This window comes from Hathewaya limosa (assembly GCF_030815255.1).
Classification (GTDB): domain Bacteria; phylum Bacillota; class Clostridia; order Clostridiales; family Clostridiaceae; genus Hathewaya; species Hathewaya limosa.
In genome coordinates this window covers 15,702-41,707 of record NZ_JAUSWN010000020.1, presented here as the reverse complement: position 1 = coordinate 41,707, position 26,006 = coordinate 15,702, and the positions used below count along the sequence as shown (strand labels likewise).

The following is a 26,006-nucleotide window of genomic DNA, read 5'->3' as shown; positions in this document are numbered from 1 at the left end:
AAGTTTTTTTATTTTATAAAAATTTTTAGTCTAGCTAGCTAAAAAATTATTTTTATATAGGCCTATTTATTATAAAAATATCATGATAAGAAAATAATTAGTTGTATATCAGATATTGAAGGGAGGCGAATTTTAGTGGGAATTTATTAAAAAGTATAATATCTCACTAAAGATAAAATATGAGAAGAGAAGGATTTGGAACTAAGTTAGGAATATTAGCAGCTACCGCTGGGTCAGCAGTAGGTTTGGGAAATATATGGAAGTTCCCTTATATAACGGGAGTAAATGGGGGAGCAGCATTTTTAATTGTGTATTTGTTTTTTGTTTTTTTAATTGGTATGCCAATTGTAGTAGGTGAATTTGCTTTAGGTAGAAAAGGACAAGCTAATGCAGTTCAGTGTTTTAAGAATATCATGCCTAAGAAATTTTGGCATTTAGTAGGAGGACTATCTACATTTACTGCATTTATAATATTATCTTTTTATTCAATGATAGCAGGATGGGTTTTGGCTTATATAGGTAGATCTTTAACAGGAATACTTATAAAAGTACCTGTAGAAAACTTAGAAAGCTATTTTACCTCTATTACATCAAGTTATGAACCTTTAATTTGGACATTTGTTGTACTTTTAATAACAGGATTAGTGGTAGTTTCGGGAGTTAAAAATGGAATTGAAAAATATAGTAAAATTTTAATGCCAATATTGTTTGGACTTTTAATTGTATTAATGATTAGATCGTTAACCTTAGATGGTGCATATAAAGGTGTTGAATTTCTATTTAAGCCAGATTTTTCAAAGCTTACGGGTAAAAGCATATTAGAAGCTTTAGGACATTCGTTTTATACATTAAGTATAGCAATGGGAATATTGATTACTTTTGGAAGTTACATAGATAAAAAAGAAAATTTAGTAGGATTAACTGCATCTATAACTGTAGCGGATACATTGGTAGCATTAATGGCAGGAATGGTTATTTTCCCAGCGGTATTTGCATATGGATTAGAGCCAGCAGCAGGTCCAAAGTTAATTTTTATCACAATACCCGCAGTTTTTAAATCTATGCCTTTAGGAAACTTGTTTGAAATTTTATTTTTTATTTTAATAGCTGTAGCAGCTATTACATCTACAATTGCATTATTAGAGGTTGTTGTTGCAGCCTTAACTGAACAATTAAAGATGAATCGAAAAAAGGTTACATTTATAGTTGTCTTATTAATATTTTTCTTATCTATACCAAGTGTTTTATCCTTTGGAGTTTGGAGTAATGTTAAGATTTTTGGGAAAGTATTTTTTGATTTATTTGATTTTATTGCATCTAATGTTTTCTTACCTTTAGGTGGATTACTTATTTGTATATTTATTGGTTGGATATGGGGAATAGATGAAGCTGAAAAAGAAATTACATCTGATGGAACATATAAGTTACCATTAAAAAGTTTATATGCATTTATAATAAAATTTGCAGCCCCTATTTGTATTGTAGTAATATTTTTATATTCAATAGGAGTAATAGGATAATAATTTAAAATAAGAACGGTCGTAAAATTTACGGCTGTTTTTGTTTTTTTATTGAAAAAGATATTGTTTAAAAAATAACATATCTATGTAGTTCAAGGGCATATAAATAAAATATTAATAGAATATTAATATAAAGGAGAAAGTGGTATATGAATAAAAAGCTTAAAACTTTAATTTCGTGTATTGTAGTTACGGTGTTTTTTACTTCAAATTTAAGCTCCATATCAGCGGTATATGCAGAATCAGCAAAAACAAAAGTAGATGCTAATCAATTAATAAAGGAAGCACAACAAAAGTTAATAGAAGAAGAGATTAATAATAGTAAGCATAATCAGAAAATTGAAAATAATTCACAACAAGAATATGATGAAAAAGATAAAAAGGTAACAGTGACGGTAGAAACATATGATGGAATAATTAATAATAGTAAATCAGTTGAAAAAAAATTAAAAAGAGAGATCGGTGGAACAGTTAAACATGAATTTAAAAATGTAATAAAAGGTTTTAGTGTAGAGGTGGACAAAAATGATGTAGAGAAAATAAAAAAAATATCAGGAGTAAGAAAGGTAACTAAAGCTAGAAGATATAAACCTTTGATGAATAATGCTATTGATTTAGGACAAGCAGCTAAAGTATGGGAAAAACATAAATATAAAGGTAAAGGTATGGTAATTTCTATTGTAGATACTGGAATTGATTATAATCATAAAGATATGAAAATAAAAGATGACAGTGCAGTTAAATTAACTAAGAAAGATATTAAGTTAGGCGATAAAGGAAAATATTTTACAGAAAAAGTTCCTTATGGATATAATTTTGCAGATAAAAATACAGATGTAATAGATAGGACATCTAGCATGCATGGTATGCATGTGGCGGGAATTACAGCAGCCAATGGTGATGATAAAGAAGTAAAAAATGATAAGGCAGTAAAGGGGGTAGCACCAGAGGCACAATTATTAGCTATGAAAGTTTTTTCAAATAATCCAAGTAAATATGCTAGAGGTGCATTAAGTGATGATATTGTTGCAGCTATAGATAGCTCAGTAGAACATGGGGCAGATATAATTAATATGAGTTTGGGTGGAGATGCTGGATTTGTTAATGAAGAAGAGCCAGAATTGAAAGCTATAAAAAGAGCTACTGAAAAAGGGGTAGTTGTAGTTGTTGCAGGGGGGAATTCTTCTTTTGCATTTAAAAATCCTAAAGGTAATAAAATTAAAGGTTACGTAGATACAGGGCTTATAAGTACACCGGGGTTAGGGAAGGATGCTATTCAAGTCGCATCTTATGAGAATAATAAAGAAATAAAACCAGTTTTAAATTGTAAATATGATAAGGAGGAATTAAGTATTCCTTTTACTATATCAGAAATAAGTCCTAACAATGTATTTGAGAATAAAGAACAATTTAGTTTGGTGGATTGTGGTTATGGAAGAAAAGTTGGAGATGATGAAAAGGACAAAAAAATTGATGATTTTAAAGGGAAAGACCTAAAGGGAAAAATAGCACTTATTAAAAGAGGAGAAATAGATTTTATAACTAAAAAGAAGAATGCTCAAAGTTTGGGGGCAGTAGGAGTAATTGTATACAATAATATAGATAAAAATGAAGAAATGCATATGATGGAGGATGAATCAATAAAGATACCTTGTATTTTTATTAATAAGGATTCAGGGGAAAAAATTCTTAGAAATATAAAAAATAATTTAGTTATTAGTTTCAAAAGAGATACCATAACAGTTAATAATCCAGAAAAAGGGCAAATGTCTAATTTTACATCATGGGGACCTACTCCGGATTTACAATTTAAACCAGAAATAAGTGCGCCAGGAGGAAAAATATATTCTACTATTAATAATAATAGATATGATGTAAAGAGTGGAACATCTATGGCTACACCTTATGTTGCAGGTTCAGTAGCATTAATAAAACAAGCAATAAAAGATAAAAAATTAAATCTAAAAGGTGTAGAAATTTCAAGATTTATGAAAAATAATATGATAAATACAGCTAAAATATTAAATCAAGGAAAATTACCTTATTCACCAAGAATTCAAGGTGGTGGATTAATTCAAATAGATGATTTTATTAATAATGATGTCTTAATAACAGGTGAAGATGGAAAATCAGCTATAACATTAAATCAAATAGAAAATAATAAAGAATTCAAGTTGATATTAAAAAATTACAGCAATGAAGATAAAACTTATTCTTTAGAAAATGTTGAAGTTTACACAGAAGAGAAAGATAAAGCCGAGGAAAAAGTTATAAGTGGTGCTAAAGTAAATTTTTCACAAGATAAAGTCACTATAAAAGCAAATAGTAAAAAATCAATAAAAGTTAAATTAAATGTTCCTAATAACTTTGATAAAAATAAATTTGTGGAAGGATTTATAAAATTTAAATCAGAGAATAAAAATTTACCATCTTTAAGTGTGCCTTTTATAAGTTTTTATGGACAATGGGGAGAATTACAAAATATAGATCAACCTCTTTGGAAAAATCCAAAGGCAGTTGGCTCTGTTATAGCTAGTAATATTCCAAATTCTAAGGAACCAATTGTGGATTTAGGAATAGATAGAGTTAAAAGTATAAATGGTATGCAAGTTATAAATCCAGATGATATAGCATTTTCACCAGATGGTGATGGTGTATATGATTATGCGTTTCCAAGATTATGTCTACTTAGAAATTTAAATGAGATTAAAGTTGACATTTTAAATAAAGATAAAAAAGTTATAAAAACAAGTGGATTAAAACAATTTTTAAAGAAAAATAAAGATTTAAATTTTCAAAAAGGACGTAAATTATTAAGTTCTTTAAAATGGGATGGAAAAATGTATGACAGAAAATCAGGAAAAAGTGTAAAAGTAAAAGATGGTCAATATTATATGAAAATTACTAGCAATGCTGTAAGTAAAACATCTAAACCTCAAAGCTTTGAAATGCCTTTAAAGGTAGATACACAGGCACCTAAAGTAGAGATTTTATCAAGTAACAGATCATATTCAAATGAAAAATATGTATTAAAATGGAAAGCAAATGACGGTGGCGTAGGATTAAGAAAAGATAAAAATGGTATTGCTAATGGAGAACCATTTGTTTTTATAGATGGAGAGATGGTAAAAGATTTAAAAGTAAAAAGTGAGGGAAATAGTATATTTAGTACGGAGATAAAATTATCAAATGGAAATAAAACAATTTCATTAGTAGTTAATGATAATATTTTAAATTCAGAAGTAAAACAAAAAGATGTATTAGTTGATTCTAATATAAAAAATATTAATGATATAGGCTTAAGTTTACATGAAGGCTCTGTAATTACTAATAAAGGAATGATAGATGGTAAATACAATTTAACAGGTAAAATTTCTTCAAGAGTTAGAAGGGTCACAGCAAATGGAATAGATGCAGAAATTAGTAATGTAAAGAATAATTTTAATGTTAAAATGCCAGTTAAGGAAGGAAAAAATATAGTTAATATAAAGGCTTATGATGAAAATAATAATCTCTTAAAAGAAATGAAATTTAATGTTACCGCATATATAACAGAACCAGAGTTAATAGTTACAACTAAATTACCAATGGAAGGTAGTAAAGAAGAAAATGTTTTAGGATTGATTAATACAAAAGAAAATAAAATTAATATAAAAGGAAAAATTAACCCTGAAGAAAAAATAATTAAAGCAACTGTAAATAAAAAAGAGGTGAAAATCAATAAAGAGGGTATTTTTGAAACTGAAACAAATTTAAAACAAGGAGTAAATTATGTTGAAGTTGAAGTAGAAAATTTTAGAGGAACAATTAACAAAAAAATTATAAAGATATTATCTGATACTAAAGTTGAAGATCTTGATTTTGAAATTCAATATTTTGATGAAACAAATAAAGAATATAAAAAATTATATCCGAATACTACTTTTAATGAGGAGTATAAAAACTTAAAAATCAAAGTTGTAACAAATCAAGAAATCAACAAAGTTATGCTTAATAATCAAAATATGAAAAAAGAAAACATTATGGAATATAGAAAGAATATTAGATTGGGACAAGGATTAAATAAGGTATGTATATATGTGCAAAATTCTAAGGGAAAGGTAATGGCTAATTATGCTATAAATATATATTATGATAATGAAAAGCCAGTTATATATTTAAAAACACCTAAAGTGATAGAAAATAAAATTTATACAAATCAACATACAATAACTTTAGAAGGAAATGTAGCAGATAATACATTGGGCTATGAATTTTATATAAATGATAATCAAGTTTTAAATGTAGAGCAAAATGGAGAGTTTGGAATAGAGAAAACTAGAAGAAGTTTTGTTAAAAAAATAAATGTAGAAAATGGAGACAAAATAAAACTAAGTGTTATAGATAGATGTGGAAATGAAGATGTAAAGATATATGATGTCATAGTTGATAAAGTAGCTCCAGAAATAATAGTAAATGGTGTGCAAAATAAAAAGATATATAAAAATGGAGTTAATATAAAACCTATTATTACAACAAATAAAAAAGACGTTAAGATAGAAACATATATAGATGGAGTTAGTAGGATATACAAGGGAGAAACAATATATACTGTTGGAAAACACAGTTTAGTGATTAGAGCTAAAGATCTATCAGGAAATGAAAAAATAAAAATAATTACTTTTGAAATTAGAGGTTAAAATTTACAAGTATGTATATACTAAAGTTAGTTGACAAATAACTTTTATGTTGTATAATAAAAAATTATAAGAGAATCAAATAATAAAAACTATGAAGAGGAATAGTAGAAATAAAAACTTTTTTCAGAGAGAGAATTGATTGCTGAGAGATTCTTAAAAAGTATATTTTGAACCAGCCTTGGAGTTCTGTACCGAAATAATAGTAGGCTACAGCGGAACAATCCGTTAACGAGTTGAGAGAATATATTTTATTTACGAAGACTATTTATAAAATATATTAATTAGGGTGGCATCGCCGAATATTATACCTCGGTCCCTTTATGGGACTGGGGTTTTTTTATATAAAAAAATAAATGGAGGTAGTGAAAATGGCAAAAGAAAAGTTAGTTAAAGATATTACGTCAAGAGATGTTGATTTTGCACAGTGGTATACAGATATCGTTAAAAAAGCTGAATTAGTTGATTATGCAAGTGTTAAAGGATGTATGATTATTCGTCCTTATGGTTATGGAATTTGGGAACTTATTCAAAAAGATTTAGATACAAGATTTAAGGCTACAGGACATGAAAATGTTTATATGCCAATGTTTATACCAGAAAGTTTACTTCAAAAGGAAAAAGATCATATAGAAGGATTTGCTCCAGAAGTTGCTTGGGTAACTCAAGGTGGAAATGAAGAATTAGCAGAGAGATTATGTGTTCGTCCAACATCTGAAACGTTATTCTGTGAGCACTATGCTAAAATAGTTCAATCACATAAAGATCTTCCAAAGCTATATAATCAATGGTGTTCAGTAGTAAGATGGGAAAAAACAACACGTCCATTCCTAAGAACAACTGAATTTTTATGGCAAGAAGGACACACAGTTCATGCAACATTAGAAGAATCAAGAAAAGAAACTATAGATATGTTAAACCTTTATGCCGATTTTTGTAAGGATGTACTTGCAATGCCAGTTATTAAAGGTCAAAAAACTGAGAAAGAAAAGTTTGCTGGGGCAGAGGCAACTTATTCAATTGAAAGTTTAATGCATGATGGTAAAGCACTTCAAGCTGGTACATCTCATAACTTTAGTGATAATTTTGCAAAGGCATTCAATATTAGATATTCTGATAAAGAAGGAAAACTTCAATATGTTCATGAAACATCATGGGGTGTTACAACAAGATTAATAGGAGCTATTATAATGGTTCATGGAGATGATGATGGGCTTGTATTGCCTCCAAGAGTAGCACCAATTCAAGTTATGATTGTGCCAATAGCTCAACATAAAGAGGGTGTATTAGATAAAGCTAATGAATTAAAAGAGAGAATATCTAAAGTAGCTAGAGTTAGACTTGATGATAGTGATAAGATGCCAGGATGGAAATTTAGTGAATGTGAAATGAAGGGTATTCCAGTTCGTGTAGAAGTTGGACCAAAGGATATAGAAAATAATCAAGTTGTCTTAGTTAGAAGGGATACAAGAGAAAAAGTAGTTGTATCTATGGATGAATTAGAAACTAAAGTACAAGAATTATTAGATGATATTCATAATAATATGTATGAAAGAGCAAAAGCTCATAGAGATGAAAATACTCGTGTAGCACATACATTAGAAGAAATGGTTGATATAGCAGATAATCATCCAGGATTTATAAAAGCTATGTGGTGTGAAGATAGAGCTTGTGAAGAAAAAATAAAAGAAGAAACAGGTATAACTTCAAGATGTATGCCATTCGAACAAGAAAATCTTGGTGATACATGTGTATGTTGTGGAAAGAAAGCAACTAAGATGGTTTACTGGGGAAGAGCATACTAAAATAAATATTAATGTAAAAATAGAAAGAAGTTTTTCTTATCTTCTTTCTATTTTTATATAAATTTTAAACGAGGTAATAGTATGGGCGTTAAAAGTGATAAAAGAAGTTTAGAATGGTTATGGCTTACATCAATAGCAAACTTTATTATCAATTTAAGCTTATTTTTAGATGTTTTATTAGGAGATCATCTATGTAATTTTTTTAAAGCACGAGGATTTGAAATTTTAAGAATATGTAATTGGATTAATATTATAAGTATACATTTAATTTTTCTTTCACTTTTCTTTACAAGAGATCTAATAAGAGCTTATAGAGGGGTAATAAATAATAAAAAGTTTATAAAACCTTTAATTAGCATAAGCATAATATTTTTAGGCTATATATGTTTTTGGTATTTTGGTAAAGATGATATATTAAAAAATACATGTTTAAATTTTCTTTTAAGTTTTATCCCATTTTCTTTTATACTAAGTGCTAAAAAAATTAGTGAAATAGATAATAGAAAAGTTAATTGGGATAAAGAGATAGGAATAAAACATAATGAAATAAGTGCAACTACCTCTTTTTTATGGCGATTTAAAATATCTTTTAAAAATAGATCTAATAGAATTAATAGGAATGATATTTTAAATAAGTCACTTAATTGGATATTAACAAGAGGAATAATTCTTATAATATTATCTAATCAACTATCTATTTTTTTTCAAGAAGATATGGACTTGACTTTTAAAACTTTTATTATAATTATAAGATATAATCCTTTAGTAATTATTGATATAATAATTGCCATTAGCTTTATAATATTTATCACAGAAGTTGTTTTTAATCTTAATACTTGTTTTACTGGAGAATGTACTGGGGTATATGAAATTAAAAATAAAAATGATTATATATATTATAAATATATAATAACCAGTTATGAGGATAAGAAAGAAATAAAAATTGATTCCGATATTCCAATGTACACTGAAGGAGATTATGTAACTGTTACTTATACTCCTATAACTAAAATTGTATTATCTTATTTTTAAAATAATATAAATGCTCGCCCTTGTATTAGGACGAGCATTGTTTATTTTTTTAGTAATTTTTTAGAGATTAAATATTCCTTAGCTACCTTTTCAGGAGCTTCATGGAGTTTGTCTACTTTATGATTAAGTGTCTGCATAGTATCTTCTGAAATTGTGTCAGATAGTTTATTCAGTATTTTTTTTAGTTCAGGATGTTTTTTTACAGTATCTTCTCTTATAACAGGAATACCATAGGTATTAGTAAAGAAATCCTTATTATCTTTTAAAACTTTTAAATTAAATGCTTTTAATAGTCCTTCCGTAGAGGTTGCATCTATAACCTGACAGTTATTTTCTTCTATAGCAGAATATCTAAGACTACCATCCATAGGTTTTATATCCTTAAATTTTATACCGTATTTTTTTTCTAATCCCTTTAAGCCATCTTCTCTATTAGCGAATTCTAAGGTACAACATAGTGTTAAGTCTTTACTTACTTTTGCAAGATCAGATATGGATTCAATATTATATTGTTCGGCTATTTTGGGAGTCATTGCTAAAGACCAATTATTACTAAATCCTAATAAGGGTAATAAGTCTATGTTATATTTAGTATTCATTAATTTTCTTGTTTCAGAATAAGCAAGATCTTTATCACCAATTATAGGTTTTTTCAATACATTCATTAATAGAGTACCTGTGTAATCGGGATATATATCAACCTCTTTAGCTTGCATTGCAGACATAATAACGGAGCTTCCTCCTAAATTAAGTTTTCTATCTACTCTTAAATCTGTATATTCTTCAATTAAATCAGCAAACATATTTCCAAGAATCAATTGTTCCGAAAAATTTTTAGAACCTACAACAATAGTATCTTTTTTAGGTTTTATAATATTAGATACCATTAAAAAAAGAAAACTTATAAGAATAATTATAGAAACTATTTTTAAAGGTTTTGATATGGATTTTTTAGGTGTTTTGCTTATCCCTTTAGGAGTAACAGCTAGTTCTATTTTACTAAAGATAAAATCAATCAAAAGAGCAAGCACACAACAAGGAATTGCACCAGCTAAAATCATAAAATTATTTACAGTTTGAATACCAGAGAATACAAGATATCCTAATCCCCCAGCCCCTATAAAAGCCGCCAAGGTCATAAGACCAACAGCAGTAACGGCAGAGATCCTAATACCAGACATTATTATTGGAAGTGCTAATGGAAATTGTATTAATCTAAGAGTTTGTGAACCTGTAAGTCCCATACCATGTGAAGCTTCTAGTATGTTTGGATCTATACTGGTTAAACCTACATAAGTATTTTTTATTATAGGTAATAGTGAATAAAGGACTACAGTAGTAATTGCTGGGACAGTTCCAATACCTAATATTGGAATGAATAATCCTAATAATGCCATGGAGGGGATTGCTTGAACTAAGTTAATAAAGTTTAAAATTGGTTTTCTGCAAGGTTTTGATTTAGTTATTAATATTCCAAGTGGTATACCAATTAAGACAGAAATTAAAATAGCACCTAAAGTAAGGTACATATGTTGGAGTAAAAGTCTTACTATTTCTTCTTTTTTATCTATTAGAAAAGAAAAAAAGTTATTCATTTAAATCACCGCCTTCTAGGAATTGTTCACTTAATACGGAGATCAAACTACTCTTGGTTATAAGACCTACCAGTTGGTTTTTATTATTTGTAACAGGAATATAACCAAAGGAGTGTTCGCTAACTAATTCTAGAAGTTCAACGATATTATCTTCTTCATTAATGGAAACCACATTATGTTCCATAATTTGATTTAGTTTTGTTTCCTTAGGTATATTTCTTCTAATGCTTTTTAGAGTAACTAAACCTTTTAAAATATATTCTTTATCAACAATTAATAAGCTATCTACCTTATTAGATTTCATTATTTCTATAGCTTGAAGAATATTTCTAGATGGACTAACACATATAGGAGAATTAATCATAATATCTTTAGCTTTTATAAATTCTGGACTATTCCAAATTTTATTCGATCCAATAAAATCTGAAACAAAATCATTAGCAGGATTTTTTAATATATTTTCTGGCGTATCATATTGAGCAATAGAACCATTATTCATAATACAAATTTTATCAGCTAATTTTATAGCTTCATCCATATCATGGGTTACGAAAATTATAGTTTTTTTCAGTTTTTCTTGAGTTTCAAATAATTCTTCTTGTAAAGAATTACGGGTTATGGGGTCTAATGCACTAAAAGGCTCGTCCATTAATATGATATCTGCATCTGTTGCAAAGGCACGGGCAACCCCTACACGTTGTTGTTGACCACCACTTAATTCATTGGGATATTTATTTAAATATTCATGTGAATTTAAACCAACTAATGCTAAGAGATCTAAGGTTTTTTTGTGAATTTTATTTAAGGGTTCTTTTTTTAACTTAGGGAGTAGTTCAATGTTTTCTTTAATCGTAAGATGAGGAAAAAGACCGGTGTTTTGAATTACATAGCCAATATTACGACGTAATGAGATAGTATTTTCTTTAGAAATTGGTTTAGAGTCTATATAAATCTCTCCTGAAGATGGTTTGATAAGTTTGTTTATCATTTTTAGCGTAGTAGTTTTTCCACAACCACTGGGACCTATTAGTACAATAAGTTTACCCTTTTCAATATTTAAATTAATGTTGTTTAGTATAATTTTAGAATCAATTTTTTTTGTTATATTTTTGAATTCTATCAATAAAACACCTCCTGAAAAATTAACAACTTCTAAAACTTTCAGAAGTTGTTAAAAATATTATAACATAAATGATATATAAGTTCCAGTAAGGCTTGTTTTAGAAGAATTTAAAGAGAAGCTTATAAGTTTTATGTGGATTTCTAGAATAACAAAAGAATGATAAAATGTATAGAATATTCAGAAAATATGATATAATTTTTGTGATCAATGTTTAATATGTTAGCTTTTATAAATAAAAATTTAAGTATTTATAAAAAGAAAGAAGGGGGTAAAATGGGGGTTAAAGAAAAAAAATATGGTGTTAAAGATATTATAGGAATTCCATTTAAATATGCACCTAAAAGTTCTATAGTCATAGTTATTCAAAAATTAATAGATGGTATAGTTCCTACAGTAGAAGTTATAGTTACTGCTAAATTTTTAGACATTTCTATTTTAGTAGTTCGAGGTGAAAAGAGTATTAAAAATATATTTTTACCTATGTTTATTATAATAACACTTATTGCTTATAAGTGGATTTCACAACAACTTGTAAAGTTTGTTGAAGCAAAGTTACAATTAAAACTTAAAGAAACTTTTAGAGTTAAGATCATAGAAAAGGTAGCTAAGCTAAAGTATAAGTATATAGAGAATCAGGATATTTGGGATTTAATATCTAGGGTATCTAGGAATCCAGATGTTAGAATAAAAGAGGCTTATAGTGATTTGTTGGAAATGATATCTATGGTGATTATAATTTTAGGCTTGCTTTTAGTTTTAGTTATGCAGGTATGGTGGGCAACCTTAATTATTTTAGGAATTTCCATTCCATTGTTTTATCTTGCCATAAAGGGTGGAAAAGATATTTATGAAGCTAATAGAGAAGTATCAAAATATGAAAGAAGAACAGAGTATTTAAGAAAAGTTATTACAGGAAGAGAATTCGTGGAGGAAAGAACTCTTTTTCATTATACGGATAAAATAAATAAAAAATGGGATGAACAATATGAAATTAAAAGAAAGGTAGAAGTTAAAGCAGATTTAAAGTATTTTATAAAAATGAAAAGTAGTAGTATAATTACTGCAATTATATCTATGTTAACAGTTTTAGTGCTTATATACCCTGTGAATGATGGAAGATTAAGTGTAGGTATGTTTATTTCTATTGTAAATGGAGTATTTAGACTTATAACAATGATGTCTTGGAATATTACCTACTATATTAAACACCTATCTTCTAATATTGAATATTTAAAGGATTTTACTAAGTTTTCAAATTTGGAAGAAAGTGAAGGGGCATTAGATGAACCTTCTAAGAAATTATTAAAATTAAAAACTTTAGAATTTAAAAGTGTATCTTTTAAGTATCCAGGTACAGAGAACTATATATTAAAGGATATTTCCTTTCTTATAGAGGAGGGGAAACATTATTCAGTTGTAGGGGCAAATGGATCAGGAAAAACCACTATAACAAAACTTATAACAGGATTATATGATGAGTTTGAAGGAGAAATTTTAATAAATAATAAAAGCATTAGGGAATATAAACAAAGTGAATTAAAGGCATTGAGTTCAGTTGTATATCAAGACTTTGCGAAATATGCTATAAAATTTAAAGACAATATAGCTTTAGGAAATGTTTCTACATTAAATGAAAAAGTCAATGAAAAATATATAGAAACTTCAATAGATATTTTAGATTTAAATGATTTAGTAAAAAAATTTCCGAATGGATTAAACACAATACTAGGTAAAATTAAAGATAATGGAGTAGATATATCAGGTGGACAATGGCAAAGGCTTGCAATGGCTAGGTCTATTATAAGTCCAGCATCACTTAGAATTCTAGATGAACCAACAGCTGCTTTAGATCCAATAAGTGAAAGTCAAGTATATGAACAATTCAATGAAATAAGTAAAGGAAATACAACGATTTTTATAAGTCATCGTCTTGGATCGACTAAGCTTGCAAATGAAATTTTAGTTATAGGGGATGGCACCATTGTAGAAAGTGGTTCTCATGATAAACTTATGAAGAAAAATGGTTTATATGCAAAAATGTATGAGAGTCAAAGGAGCTGGTATTTATGATAGATTCTAAATCTCGAAAAGATATTTCTCTTTTTAAAGTATTAGATGAAATTTTTAGAATGATTATTAAATCAAGTCCAGTATATTTTATTATCGCCATTTTATTAGGAATACTTCATGGTGTTTCAACAGGATTTAATATATTTATGACCCAGAAATTTTTTGATACGGTTTCAAAAGAAATTGGTAAAAAAGGTGCTATAAATTCAATGATTTTAATGGGATGTTTATTAGGAATAACATTAATTATTGAAGAAGTATTGAATGGGACTCACAATTTTACAGTGAATAATTTTGCTAAAATACAATTAGGTTATATGGGCAAAAAAATAAATAAAAAAACTGGTAACTTAGATCCTATTTATTTTGAACAGTCTAGTTTTTTAGATGATATTAATAAGGCTAATGAAGGTATGGAAAATTGTATATCTGTATTAACAGTAATTATGGTATTATTTAGTTTCTATTTACCATATTTTATATTTATGTCAATATATTTGTATAAATTGAAACCTATTCTTGCTGCATCCTTAATATTAATTTTCATACCAGTTGCAATAACACAAATCATTAAAATTAAGGTGTTTGCAGAATTAGAAGACAATGCAGCGCCTTTAAGAAGAGAATATGAGTATTATGAAAAATGTTTAATAGATAAGGAATACTATAAAGAAACAAGAATTTTGGGTGCATTTAATTATTTTAAAGATTTATATTTATCGACTTTAAAATTACTTAATATTAAGATGTGGAATGCAGAAAAAAAATCAGGACTTTTAGAACTAGGAATGAAAATGATAACGTTACTGGGATATATGTCGGTACTATATTTATTATTTACTGCATTATTAAAAGGGGAAATATCAATAGGAGCATTTGGAGCAGTTTTTGCCTCCATAGGAATGATGTTTTCATTAATGGAAGAAATAATATGTATGCATATAGGAAACATAACTAAAAGTTGGGGTACTATAAAGAATTTTATTAGGTTTGTTAATATGACAGAAAGAAAAGGTCAAAATGAAGAATTTCAAGGTATCCCTGAAATATATTTAGAAAATGTAAGTTTTACTTATCCTGGTATGGAGCAAATGTCTGTTTCAAATGTATCTTTAAAAATAAATAAAGGAGAAACTATTGCTATAGTAGGAGAAAATGGAGCAGGAAAAACTTCTCTAATAAAGCTTATTACAGGATTATATACACCTACAGAAGGAAAAGTTCTAATAGGAGGATTAGATACTAGTAAAGTTATATCAAAAAATATATATAAAAATATATCGGCAGTTTTTCAAAAATATGCGAAATATAAGATGACTTTAGTAGAAAATATATCTATAAGCTCTAACAAAGAAAGGTTTTTTAAAGATAATAAGGATATAAAAGAAAAATTACAATTAGCCGTTGAAAAATCAGATTTAGAAATAAATGAAGAAAAATTTAATAAAGGTTTTGATACCATGCTTTCAAGAGAATTTGATGGAATAGACTTATCGGGAGGTCAATGGCAACGAATAGCAATTGCAAGGGGATTTTATAAAGATCATAATATGATAATTTTAGATGAGCCAACAGCAGCTATAGATCCCGTAGAAGAGACAAAAATTTATAATAAATTTGCAGAAATGTCTAAAGGAAAAACAGCTATAATTGTTACTCATAGGTTAGGGTCAGCTAAAATAGCGGATAGAATAGTTGTTATGGACAAGGGTAAAATAATAGAAATTGGTACTCATGAAGAACTTATAAATAGTAAGGGTAAATATTCAGAGATGTATGAATCTCAAAGTAAATGGTATATGGATAAAAAGGTTATAGTATAAAGTTTAAGGCTTATCAGTAAAGGAATATGATTAGTAAGAAATAAAGCATTAGATCTTTTTAAGAAAATTAGGTTTATAAAAATACAAGAATAAAGTTAGAGATTCGGTATTAAATGAAGATTAACTGATTTAGTTTAAGTAAACTATGATTTTTATGTATTAAAGTTCTAATTTTTTAAATAAACTGATATTGACAAAAAAAAATAAGTGTTTTATAATGTGAAAAAAGAAAAACTTAAAGCTTTGAAGAGAACAAGTAGAATTAGTTATAGATTTACAGAGAGTTCCCGGTTAGTGAGAGGGGCAAAGATAGATTAATTTGAATACATCTCTGAGCAGCACTCCGAAAGATAACAACCAGTAGGCTGATGTCGGTTCCTGCACCCGTTATAGTGCTAGAGTATAACTAGAAAGTAAGGTTTTAATAATTACTTTTAGCGTACTTGATAAGGTTGTTATTGTGAGATATCAATAAATTAAGGTGGTAACACGGGAATATTCACTCTCGTCCTTTTATTAGGACGAGGGTTTTTTTATTTTATACATAATTTTTTACATTATGAAGTATACCGGTAGACTTTATAATTCTAAATGAAAAATAAAATTTTATAGGAGGAATATAAAAATGAAAAATGTTGAAGAACAAATTAAGATTATTCAAAAAGGAGCAGATGAAATAATAGGACTTGAAGATCTTAAAGAAAAACTTGAGAAAGCTAATAAAGAAAATAAGTCCTTAACTGTTAAATTAGGTTTAGATCCAAGTGCTCCTGATATTCATTTAGGACATACCGTTGTTTTAAGGAAAATTAAACAACTTGAAGATCTAGGACACAAAGCAATTATTTTAATTGGGGATTTTACAGGAATGATAGGAGATCCAACAGGAAAATCTAAAACTAGAAAACCATTAACAAAAGAACAAGTTTTAGAAAATGCTAGAACTTATGAAAAACAGATTTTTAAAGTTTTAGATAAGGATAAAACTACTGTAAGATTTAATAGTGAATGGTTATCAGAATTAAAATTAGAGCAAGTAGTTAAGTTAGCATCAACTATGACTGTAGCTAGAATGCTTGAAAGAGAAGATTTTAAAAAGAGATATGAAAATCAACAAGCAATAGGCATTCATGAATTTTTCTACCCATTAATGCAAGGCTATGATTCTGTGGAACTTAAAGCAGATATAGAACTTGGTGGAACAGATCAAAGATTCAATGTTCTTATGGGTAGAATGCTCCAAAAAGAATACGGACAAGAAAGTCAGGCTACTATTTTTATGCCCCTGTTAGAAGGTACTGATGGTGTAAATAAAATGAGTAAGAGTTTAGGAAATTACATTGGAATTGATGAAGCAGCAGAAGTTATGTATGAAAAGGCTATGTCAATTCCAGATGAATTAATTATTAAATATTATGATCTTGTAACAGATGTTCATCCAGATGATGTAGCTAAAATAGAAGAAAGATTAAAAAATGGAGAAAATCCAAGAAATATTAAAATGGAATTAGCAAAAGAAATAGTAAGATTATATCATGGAGAAGAAAAATCTATAGAGGCTCAAGAAAGATTTGTAAAAGTATTTAGTAAAAATGAAATTCCAGATGATATAAATACTATAGAAGTAGATGGGGCTAATTTCGATCTTATATCCATATTAGCTGAAAATAAAATAGTTAAAAGTAAAAGTGAAGTAAGAAGATTAGCTACACAAGGTGGGGTAAAAATTAATGATGAAAAAGTAACCGATTTATCAGAAGTAAAACCACACAATGAGATGATAGTTAAAATAGGAAAGAAAAATTTTGTAAAAATAATTTGCAAATAATTAAATAAATATAAATAAACTTTCATATTAATTTATATCTAAATTTTAAATAGATTTTTCAGTATCTTTATAAAGATTTATAAATGTCTGTAAATCCTTTGTTTTGAATGGTTACAGACATTTATATTATTAAGCCTCTCATTTCTTCATTATTGGTTTCTAAGAAAGAGAAGCCTTTCACAGCTCCTAAAAAGTGTTTTAAACCAACGCTCACATCTTCTAAATAGAGTTCCAAAAGTTTTCCTTTCACTTTCCGGTATTCCAAAAATATCATCACAACCTCGACCACTCATAACAAAGTAACAACCAAGTACTAGTGGATTATCTTCTACCATATATATAAATCTCGCCAATCTACCAACGGGTTTGATGTTTCTTAAATGCAACCTTAGATGGATATATGATAAAAATGTTTGATGGCAAATCTAGGATACGTACAATAATATCTTCTGCTCTTGCCGTATCAAAAATAATACCGATGTAATCAATTTTAATGTTTAAATTGCAAGTAGGTCTTTGTGTTATTAATAATTTAAATATGAGTGAGCCTATATGATATAGTTATAGAACAATAAGTTTGAATTTAGGGTATGAAGTATAGCGAATTAAACATAACTTATATTTTGGAGGTTATTATGAAAATTTTGGAATCACTAAAAGGTACAACAGACAAAGAGATGAATCTTTCTGAATTAGTAAATGCATTTAAAGAAATGTGTAAAATTACAATTGATGGGGTTAATGAAGAGGATGATATGCTCTTATTTGAAGTAGAAACATTTTCGGGGCAATCAATGACTCATTTTTCATTAGTAAGACAGTTTCCTAATGAAGAGGAAGAATATACTCAATTACATTTAGATATTCAATATAAAACAAATGCACAAAACAAGTTATTTTCACAAACTATATGGAGCGAAGATGTTGAAGATGATTTTTTGAAATTTATAAAAAATTCTCATGCATATTTGTTTTTGAAAGACAAACAAATTTACAAAGTAAATGTTTTTATGGACGAAACTTAAACAGATAGAATGAGAATGGTTTATATAATAAGGAGGTCAAAATGAATTATAGTAAATTAATAAAATCATTGGAACTACTTAAAGAAACACTTAATTCATCAAATAGTAAAGTTTTGTTTAATGTAGATGTTCCAGCAACAAAAGAGGAAATTGAAGAAACAGAGCGTAAATTAGGGAAACAACTTCCGAGGAGTCTAAAGGAGTTTTTCTTTACTGTATCTAAAGATATAAATTTTTTTATAGACCTTGATGAAACTTTATTTAAAGAAATCGAAAAAAATAAGAACTTAGCTTACGCTGGATTGTTTGAATTAAACATAAGTTTATCTGGTATTATTGATGCACAGGATAATATAGAAAACTGGATTAATTCATGTTTCAAGGACCCAGAAGATGCTTATGATAAGGTTTGGCACAATAAATTAGGAATTATGTGTATTGGTAATGGGGATGTAATAGCTTTTGATTTATTAAGCGATAAAGATGAGCCAACGGTTGTTTACCTAAGTCATGATGATGCAGAAGAACATGGGTGGATATTGGGGCTTAGTTTTGAAAGTTATATCATAAATTATGTTGGAATTGCTTGTAGTGGCTTAGAATTTTTTGCAACAGCACCTTTCATAACTGATTCTAAAACAGGAATTAATATGATGTGTGATAATGCGATTGCATTGAGGAAATTATTAGGTTTACCAGAAGAATATCTACAATACTAAAACTAATGGATGTATATAAAAACGATTAAAGAAAATACTAGGAGGAATATTATGAGTACATCAGATTTTAATGAAAGCATAGAAAATTATTATGATTATATATCAGATCTAGATGATAATACGAAAAACATATTAAAAGAAACTATAGCAACTGCAAGTAAAGTTTTTTGCATTAGCAACCTAAATTATGGGAAAATCATTGCAAGTGAAATAAGGTGCTGGATAGATAGAATTTTGGAAACAGGGACTTTCCCAGAAGAATATAAAAGCCTTGATGAAGTATGTATTGCGTTAGGTGCCTTATATGGTCATTCATTGAATATTAGTTATGGATGGAGTTGGAAAATATTTGGGAAAACAGAGGAAGAATCTATGTGTGGAGTAGTTTCTCCTGAAAAAAATTTTTGCAATCCTTCTTTTAATTATATCTATAGTATTCTAATAGGAAGTAATTATGGATCAGATGTAAAAAAAGAAAATACAGTACTTCTTTCTTATAATATGATGTCAGATATTGATAAAAAGCCGATGCACCTGAAGTATTATCCTATTTTATAACAAATATGATAATACATTCGAAATAGATAGTTTTTGAGATTAAATAAAGAAATGTGAATGAAATTTATATTTGAGAAGTATACGACTATGATAAAAAAAGAAATTATAGATAGAAGTATTGAGTTGGGCGGAACATTTGATTTTAATGGACAATCTTTGCAAAGTAATATTGAGAGTATCCATTTTAATAAATCCTATTTAGAAAAGGAATTTCAGGAATATCTACAAGATGAAGTTTTGGATAGAATAAAAGAAGAGGGAGTAATATATTTATAAATTACTTTGGCTACTACCAACTATCAATTTGGAGAGGAGTATAACAATGTCAAAAATAAAGGAATTTCAAAAAACAGCTGGTGGAACAATAGAGCTTGATTGGAACTCAGTTGAAGAAAAGATTGGCTTTAAATTACATAATAATCTAAAAAACTTTTATTCACGAATATTAGGTAGCAAAAATAAGTCAGGTATCATTTCAGGGATAATAAAATTTAATCCTACTGAATTTGTAAATCGATATGCAAACAATGATAACTGGTTGGATGATGCAAGTGTCAATAATAGTTATGCTGAGTTTACACTTTGTCTGTTAAAGCAGACAAATGACAACTATATTTGGAACTTTATTGAAGAGGCATTTAGAGGAGAATGGACAGGTGGAAATGATTTTGGGCATAGAGCATATGTCGGTGAAATTATTATTAATATGGGTCAAATAGCACTTCTTTTCAATAATGATACAGGAGAATTTGAATGGGTAGATTTTGGATATGGGAGTTTTGATACATATTCGGATAATCCATATGGTATCGTGGCTGATAATACTCAAGAGTTTCTTAATAAATTCAAACTTACAGATATTGGTATTGATTATTTATAGTTTATACAGGAGGGGCTTTTATGACAAATATTGAAGTTGTAAAAAGTCAGAGAGGAAAAAGAGGTTATTTAAGCAGTACTATTTATAGACATGCTATGATAAATATGAGGTTTGAAAGTTTCACGATAGAACATACAAATCACTAACATTTGATAAAATAACTAATTAGGCTAATTTATGTTTTTAAGGTTAGTGAAGTTCTAAAAATAGGAGATTAAATTTTATGGGTAAAAATATAGAAAATATAATTTTAAATTCAGTAGATATAGATAAAAAAGATAGCAGAGGAAGAACTCCACTTATATATGCAATAGTTCAAAGAAAAACAATAGATATTATAAATTCTATAATAAGGGCTGGAGCTAATTTAGAGTTAAAAGATAAATTAGGAGACACTGCATTAAAAAAAGCTATAAAATTCAAAAGGATAGATGTAGTAGAATTACTAATTAAACATGGAGTTAATATTCAAAGCGAAAATATAGAAAATTCTCCATGGTTTTACGCTCGAAAAAATAAAAAAATAGCAGATATATTATTAGATACAAAAGGAGCTATAAGATTAACATTAAGTGCAGATGAAGAAAATATATTAGAAGAACTTTTATATAATGAAGATATAGATGAAATATGTTCAAAAATAGAAAATTTAGATTTACCAGAGATATTACATGCATTTATATTAGAATTTAATTATGATGATGAGTGGTTACCTATAGTAACCGTTTTAAATAATGAAAACTGCAAAGAAATAACAGTAATAGAAATAATAGAATTATTAACAGATGGAAATATATCAGATTTAAAACTTATTGATGAAAAAATATTTAATTTAATTAATATTAAATATTCAGGTTTAATATTGAGATTAAAAGTTAATATGTATATATAAATATAATTAAGTTTCACAATTTTCGCGAATAATTTTATGAAAAAAATTTATATAATACGAACTTATAATGTTGAATACAGGAGGGATTTTTATGACCAATATTGAAGTTGTAAAAATTCAGATGGGAAAAAGAGGTTATTTAAGCAGTACTGTTTATAGAGATGCCATGATAAATATGAGATTTGAAAGTTTCACGATAGAAGACACAAATTTCTTTATTGATTATTATAAGACCGTAAAGGATATTTTCAGCCGCAATCAAATATTACAAACCTTTGTTTTGCAATGTCAAAAATATGATTTAAAAGAATTTTTTTTAATCGCTTTTAAAAAAGAGCGTTATCTTGAAATGCGTTTAACTGCCATCCGAGGGTACGCTACCTATGTATCAGAAAAAGAAGTTATTCCACTTATGAAAAAGTTTGTAGATATTTTAGTTAAAATACCAAGCCATACGCCATATAATTATCAAGAATATGAAATGCTTCGTTCTAAATTTGGATTACCATATTTAGTTGAAAAATACAAATATGATTGCTTTAAAGAAGCACTGGAGCAATTAGAAAAACAATATAATGACATGCCTGATGAGTGTAAGGGATTTTTTACTCTCGATGAAAATGGAATATATGTATCTTTAATGACGGGAGAGGAAATAGACAAAAATATTGATATATTATTTAAGAAAAATGAAAACAGTTTATATAATAAGAACGGTGTTTAATTATGGAAAATGATAACTCTTTGTTGTGTGCATGCTAAATAAATGATATGGATTTAATTAAAGAGCGAATAATTGGTGTAACACCTTCCCAATTAAAAAAGAGTACTTTAGAAACAAGTACACCCATACATACTACTGCTAAAAATGGGAATTTAGGGTTGAACAATTTTCTTTTTTAGTTCGTGCTATGGCTATAATTTTACGATTAACTAGTAAATAGAAATTTTATAGAGGATATAGATATGGATTTGATAGATGAACTTATAAATTGTATTAACAGAATTGACTATAGTACATTTGATGAAGACTATATAGATGAGTTACTTGATAGTAGGGATAGTGAGCAATTTGACACCGAATGGTGTCGAGTTAGTAAAAAAATTAATTCATTAAAAAATGATCAAAACTATGGGAATCTAAATAAAGAAGTACAAGTTAAAATAAGAGAAAAAGTATTTATGATAATTAAGCAAAATACTGGGAGTGAACTTTCAGATTATGTTTCTGATGACTTTGGACTAATTTATGATAGTTTAATAGTAAATTATAAGGATGAATGGCTAAATAAATTAATTAAGGAATATAAAAATATAAGGATTCCTGCTGGAGAACTTTAAAATAAAGGAGTAGTGTTTTGGAAAAGTTTGAGGGTTTTAAAGAAAAAGTATATTTAGAGATGCTAAATTTATTAAAAAATAAATTCACTAATTATGAAAAAGATATATATTCAATAGCATTAGAAATATTTTATGGAGAAGAATATGGTATAAAAGTCCGATATCAGACTAAAGATGATTTTAATGTTCAACTTAAAAAAGGGTTAGAAGTTCACAAATATGATGTGCAAGAATTTGAATATTTAAATGAAGTTGAGAATATATTTTTCTTAACAAATAATCACACAAGAGACTTTTGGGGATCAATACTTTATTATATGTATGACGATAGCGCTCCTATACCAAGGGGATATTATGATGACTTTGGTATACCGATGCAAAATGGAATATTAGATAGAATAGAGTTGCCTGGTGATACATTTACTTTTTTGGAAGACACAGCACTGTTTTGTGCTGAAAAGCTTAAGCATACAACTGAATTTATTAGGAAAGATGATGATTTCTTAATATTTGTGTGCCATGAGAGCACAATGTACTATAGATATCCTCTTTCTTTTATAAGAAGAACTGTTGATGAAGATAAACTGTATCTTTTAATGGATAGTGCTTCACAAGAACAATAGTGGACAATCTTACTAAAAAAGTAAGGATAAACATTTAATTTATAGAAAAAATTTAAATAGATAAAACTTAATGTTCATTTTGTAACTGTTTAAAAGGACACCATTTTTGGTGTCCTTGTCTCACTTTATGATGTCATATCAAGACTTTTTTATTCCTGGTAAATTAGTAGCAAAATAACTAAAATTTGATTTATCAATTGTTAATAAATATAGTATTTATATGGGTGACAGTATTTTAAATTTTAAATTTAATAAATCTAAATAAAAGCACGTTTACATGTATAGGCAATTAATTTATACTAAACTTAAGTAGAATGAGTATAAATTAAAGGGGATAATTTAAATGAAGAAAGCAGTCATAGGAATTTCAGGAAGTATAACTGTAGAAACTGATGGTGATATGCCAGGGTATGAAAGAGCTTATGCTACAGATGACTATGTTCAAGCAGTAGCAAGAGAGGGAGCAATTCCCGTTATTTTACCTATAGTTCAAGATGAAGATATAATAAAAGAACAGGTGAAGAATGTAGATGCAATAATTTTAAGTGGAGGCCATGACGTAAGTCCACTAGTGTATGGTGAGGAACCACTTTTAAAACAAGGTGAGATATTAGAAAAGAGAGATTATTTTGATATAAAACTTTTAAAAACTGCCTTAGAGTTAAAAAAACCTGTTTTAGGAATTTGTAGAGGACTTCAACTTTTAAATGCAGCTTTAGGTGGCACTAATTATCAAGACTTATCTTATATAGAAAGTTGTACTATAAAACATGATCAAGGAAGTTCTGGTCCAACAACTGCAACTCATACAGTAGAGACTAAAAAAGATAGTAAGTTAAATAAATTATTTGGTGATACATTTTTAGTTAATAGTTTTCATCATCAAGCTTTAAAAGAAATACCACAGGGGTTTGTAGTAAGTGCAAAAGCTAAAGACGGAGTTATAGAAGGTATAGAAAAGCTTGGAGAAGATTTTGTTGTAGGAGTACAATGGCATCCTGAAATGATGTCTGTAAAACATGAAAATATGAGAGTAATATTTAAAGAATTAATAAAAGAGGCTTTAAAATAAAAAAATATAAGGCAAAACATTTAAAAAATTAAATTTAAGTGTTTTGTTTTTTTGTCTAAGAAATAGTAGTATCTTAAAGTTTGGGTATAAATAATTCTAAGTTTTTCATATCTTTGTTTAGAAGTATTTAACCAAAATGATTCATAGAACTTTAGGTTATTAAAATTTTAGACCAATATGTTAAAAGTTTATTCGTATAAAGATATCCTTTTAATAAAAGTAATGAGGTTATAATTATATTGACATATGCTTTTTATTTTTTTGTCTAAATTTTTGATATAATTGAGTATGCAAATAAATTTATATAATGTGAAAGAAGTGATAGGTAATGAAAAACCTAACTGTTAGTTTAAAAGATAAAAGTTATGACATAATTATAGAAAATGGAATTTTGGAGAAAGTAGGCAAAGAGGTTAAGGATATATATAATGGAAACAAAATTTGTGTAGTTACAGATGAAAATGTTTATAAACTTTATGGAAAGAGAATTAAAAAAAGTTTAGAGTTAGAAGGATTTGATGTTTATTTTATTGTGGTTAAACCAGGTGAATGTAGCAAATCCTTTGAAATCTTAAATGAAGTATATAATGAATTTATAGAATTTAAATTAACTAGGGGAGATTTAGTAATAGCCTTTGGTGGAGGAGTTGTTGGGGATTTAGCTGGATTTGCAGCATCTACATATTTAAGAGGGATTTCATATATTCAAATTCCAACTTCTCTTTTAGCACAGATAGATAGTAGTATTGGAGGAAAAGTTGCTGTTAATTTACCACAAGGAAAAAATTTAGTAGGAAGTTTTTATCATCCTAAAAAGGTAATAATAGATCCTAAAGTTTTAGAAACTCTTTCTAATAGATTTTTAAAGGATGGGCTTGGAGAGGTTATAAAATATGCGTGTATTAAAGATAAAGAGTTATTTGAAATGTTAAATAATATAAAAAGTGAAGATGAACTTAATTCGAATATGTCTAATATAATATACACTTGTTGTAATATAAAAAGAGAGATTGTAGAAAAGGATGAAAAAGATTTGGGACTTAGAATGATTCTTAATTTTGGGCATACTTTTGGTCATGGAATAGAAAAATTTTTTAATTATGAAGGATATTCTCATGGGGAAGCAGTTGCACTTGGAATGTACTATATTACAAATAAAAGTGAATTGTTAGGTTTTACGGAAAAAGGAACCTCACAAAAAGTTAAAAATATATTAGAAAACTTTAATATAGATTATAATATACCAGATGTAAGTATGGATAAAATTAAGGACACAATTACCTTAGATAAAAAAAACATAGGAAGTTTTATAAACTTAATTTTACTAAAAAGAATAGGAGAGGCTTATATAGAAAAAATAAGTTCAAATGATATAAATATATTTTTTAGTATAGAGTAGAAAATATAAAATGTTAATTTAAAAT

General features: G+C 27.4%; 23 protein-coding genes and 2 other annotated features. Of the genes, 19 read left to right on the top strand and 4 right to left on the bottom strand.

All coding sequences use genetic code 11. From position 1 onward, the window contains the following. Positions 1-179: 179 nt before the first annotated feature. From QOZ93_RS11125 to QOZ93_RS11110, 4 genes are all read left to right on the top strand, one after another. Positions 180-1,520 (top strand): sodium-dependent transporter, encoded by a 1,341-nt coding sequence (locus tag QOZ93_RS11125; protein WP_307356496.1) that lies wholly within the window; start codon positions 180-182, stop codon positions 1,518-1,520. A gap of 149 nt (positions 1,521-1,669) precedes the next feature. After that, complete coding sequence (locus QOZ93_RS11120; protein ID WP_307356494.1) at positions 1,670-6,199, top strand: S8 family serine peptidase; 4,530 nt, start codon at positions 1,670-1,672, stop codon at positions 6,197-6,199. Between the two features lie 82 nt (positions 6,200-6,281). Next, positions 6,282-6,520: a binding site (T-box leader), on the top strand. A 47-nt stretch (positions 6,521-6,567) separates the two neighbouring features. Then, positions 6,568-8,001 carry a proline--tRNA ligase gene (gene proS, locus QOZ93_RS11115; RefSeq protein ID WP_307356492.1) on the top strand — a complete coding sequence of 478 codons (1,434 nt, stop codon included), beginning with the start codon at positions 6,568-6,570 and terminating at the stop codon, positions 7,999-8,001. A gap of 81 nt (positions 8,002-8,082) precedes the next feature. After that, positions 8,083-9,033, top strand: coding sequence for a hypothetical protein (locus QOZ93_RS11110; protein ID WP_111940740.1), 951 nt, complete (start codon positions 8,083-8,085; stop codon positions 9,031-9,033). Positions 9,034-9,074: 41 nt separating this feature from the next. Here the strand turns inward: QOZ93_RS11110 and QOZ93_RS11105 are convergent, their stop codons facing one another. Both QOZ93_RS11105 and QOZ93_RS11100 read right to left on the bottom strand, forming a co-directional pair. Next, positions 9,075-10,628 (bottom strand): ABC transporter permease/substrate-binding protein, encoded by a 1,554-nt coding sequence (locus QOZ93_RS11105; protein ID WP_307356491.1) that lies wholly within the window; start codon positions 10,626-10,628, stop codon positions 9,075-9,077. Then, the gene (locus QOZ93_RS11100) at positions 10,621-11,751 is read right to left on the bottom strand and encodes an ABC transporter ATP-binding protein (RefSeq protein ID WP_307356490.1); all 1,131 of its coding nucleotides are present in this window, start codon (positions 11,749-11,751) and stop codon (positions 10,621-10,623) included. The genes QOZ93_RS11105 and QOZ93_RS11100 overlap by 8 nt, the downstream gene beginning before the upstream one ends. Before the next feature lie 273 nt (positions 11,752-12,024). Between QOZ93_RS11100 and QOZ93_RS11095 the strand changes: the two genes are divergently transcribed. The 3 genes from QOZ93_RS11095 to tyrS all read left to right on the top strand — a co-directional run bounded on the left by QOZ93_RS11095 (position 12,025) and on the right by tyrS (position 17,472). Then, complete coding sequence (locus QOZ93_RS11095) at positions 12,025-13,821, top strand: ABC transporter ATP-binding protein (protein WP_307356489.1); 1,797 nt, start codon at positions 12,025-12,027, stop codon at positions 13,819-13,821. Continuing rightward, positions 13,818-15,644 carry an ABC transporter ATP-binding protein gene (locus QOZ93_RS11090; RefSeq protein WP_307356487.1) on the top strand — a complete coding sequence of 609 codons (1,827 nt, stop codon included), beginning with the start codon at positions 13,818-13,820 and terminating at the stop codon, positions 15,642-15,644. Before QOZ93_RS11095 ends, QOZ93_RS11090 begins: the two co-directional genes overlap by 4 nt. 234 nt (positions 15,645-15,878) lie before the next feature. Continuing rightward, positions 15,879-16,160: a binding site (T-box leader), on the top strand. Positions 16,161-16,269: 109 nt separating this feature from the next. Then, positions 16,270-17,472 carry a tyrosine--tRNA ligase gene (gene tyrS / locus QOZ93_RS11085; protein WP_307356486.1) on the top strand — a complete coding sequence of 401 codons (1,203 nt, stop codon included), beginning with the start codon at positions 16,270-16,272 and terminating at the stop codon, positions 17,470-17,472. 121 nt (positions 17,473-17,593) lie between these two features. Here tyrS and QOZ93_RS11080 read toward each other — a convergent pair whose 3' ends face one another. Both QOZ93_RS11080 and QOZ93_RS14080 read right to left on the bottom strand, forming a co-directional pair. Further along, the gene (locus QOZ93_RS11080; protein ID WP_307356484.1) at positions 17,594-17,722 is read right to left on the bottom strand and encodes a hypothetical protein; all 129 of its coding nucleotides are present in this window, start codon (positions 17,720-17,722) and stop codon (positions 17,594-17,596) included. A gap of 104 nt (positions 17,723-17,826) precedes the next feature. Further along, complete coding sequence (locus QOZ93_RS14080; protein WP_425544920.1) at positions 17,827-17,961, bottom strand: hypothetical protein; 135 nt, start codon at positions 17,959-17,961, stop codon at positions 17,827-17,829. Positions 17,962-18,107: 146 nt separating this feature from the next. Between QOZ93_RS14080 and QOZ93_RS11075 the strand changes: the two genes are divergently transcribed. The 12 genes from QOZ93_RS11075 (at position 18,108) to aroB (ending at position 25,981) form a co-directional block, all read left to right on the top strand. Next, complete coding sequence (locus QOZ93_RS11075) at positions 18,108-18,497, top strand: hypothetical protein (protein WP_307356482.1); 390 nt, start codon at positions 18,108-18,110, stop codon at positions 18,495-18,497. Between the two features lie 41 nt (positions 18,498-18,538). Further along, the gene (locus tag QOZ93_RS11070; protein WP_307356480.1) at positions 18,539-19,216 is read left to right on the top strand and encodes an SMI1/KNR4 family protein; all 678 of its coding nucleotides are present in this window, start codon (positions 18,539-18,541) and stop codon (positions 19,214-19,216) included. Positions 19,217-19,267: 51 nt separating this feature from the next. After that, a complete protein-coding gene (locus QOZ93_RS11065; RefSeq protein WP_307356479.1) occupies positions 19,268-19,774 on the top strand; it encodes a hypothetical protein in 507 nt (168 codons plus the stop codon). Positions 19,775-19,861: 87 nt separating this feature from the next. After that, the gene (locus QOZ93_RS11060) at positions 19,862-20,050 is read left to right on the top strand and encodes a hypothetical protein (protein WP_307356477.1); all 189 of its coding nucleotides are present in this window, start codon (positions 19,862-19,864) and stop codon (positions 20,048-20,050) included. Positions 20,051-20,096: 46 nt separating this feature from the next. After that, complete coding sequence (locus QOZ93_RS11055; RefSeq protein WP_307356475.1) at positions 20,097-20,654, top strand: hypothetical protein; 558 nt, start codon at positions 20,097-20,099, stop codon at positions 20,652-20,654. 20 nt (positions 20,655-20,674) lie between these two features. Beyond that, complete coding sequence (locus QOZ93_RS11050; RefSeq protein WP_307356473.1) at positions 20,675-20,800, top strand: hypothetical protein; 126 nt, start codon at positions 20,675-20,677, stop codon at positions 20,798-20,800. Positions 20,801-20,877: 77 nt separating this feature from the next. Continuing rightward, complete coding sequence (locus tag QOZ93_RS11045) at positions 20,878-21,546, top strand: ankyrin repeat domain-containing protein (RefSeq protein ID WP_307356471.1); 669 nt, start codon at positions 20,878-20,880, stop codon at positions 21,544-21,546. Between the two features lie 91 nt (positions 21,547-21,637). Further along, a complete protein-coding gene (locus QOZ93_RS11040) occupies positions 21,638-22,270 on the top strand; it encodes a hypothetical protein (protein WP_307356469.1) in 633 nt (210 codons plus the stop codon). A 242-nt stretch (positions 22,271-22,512) separates the two neighbouring features. Next, complete coding sequence (locus tag QOZ93_RS11035) at positions 22,513-22,887, top strand: hypothetical protein (protein WP_307356467.1); 375 nt, start codon at positions 22,513-22,515, stop codon at positions 22,885-22,887. Positions 22,888-22,904: 17 nt separating this feature from the next. Next, positions 22,905-23,510 (top strand): hypothetical protein, encoded by a 606-nt coding sequence (locus QOZ93_RS11030; RefSeq protein WP_307356466.1) that lies wholly within the window; start codon positions 22,905-22,907, stop codon positions 23,508-23,510. 343 nt (positions 23,511-23,853) lie between these two features. Continuing rightward, on the top strand, positions 23,854-24,582 hold the full coding sequence (locus QOZ93_RS11025) for a gamma-glutamyl-gamma-aminobutyrate hydrolase family protein (protein ID WP_111940752.1): 729 nt from the start codon (positions 23,854-23,856) through the stop codon (positions 24,580-24,582). A gap of 328 nt (positions 24,583-24,910) precedes the next feature. Continuing rightward, the gene (aroB, locus tag QOZ93_RS11020) at positions 24,911-25,981 is read left to right on the top strand and encodes a 3-dehydroquinate synthase (protein WP_307356465.1); all 1,071 of its coding nucleotides are present in this window, start codon (positions 24,911-24,913) and stop codon (positions 25,979-25,981) included. Positions 25,982-26,006: the final 25 nt, after the last annotated feature.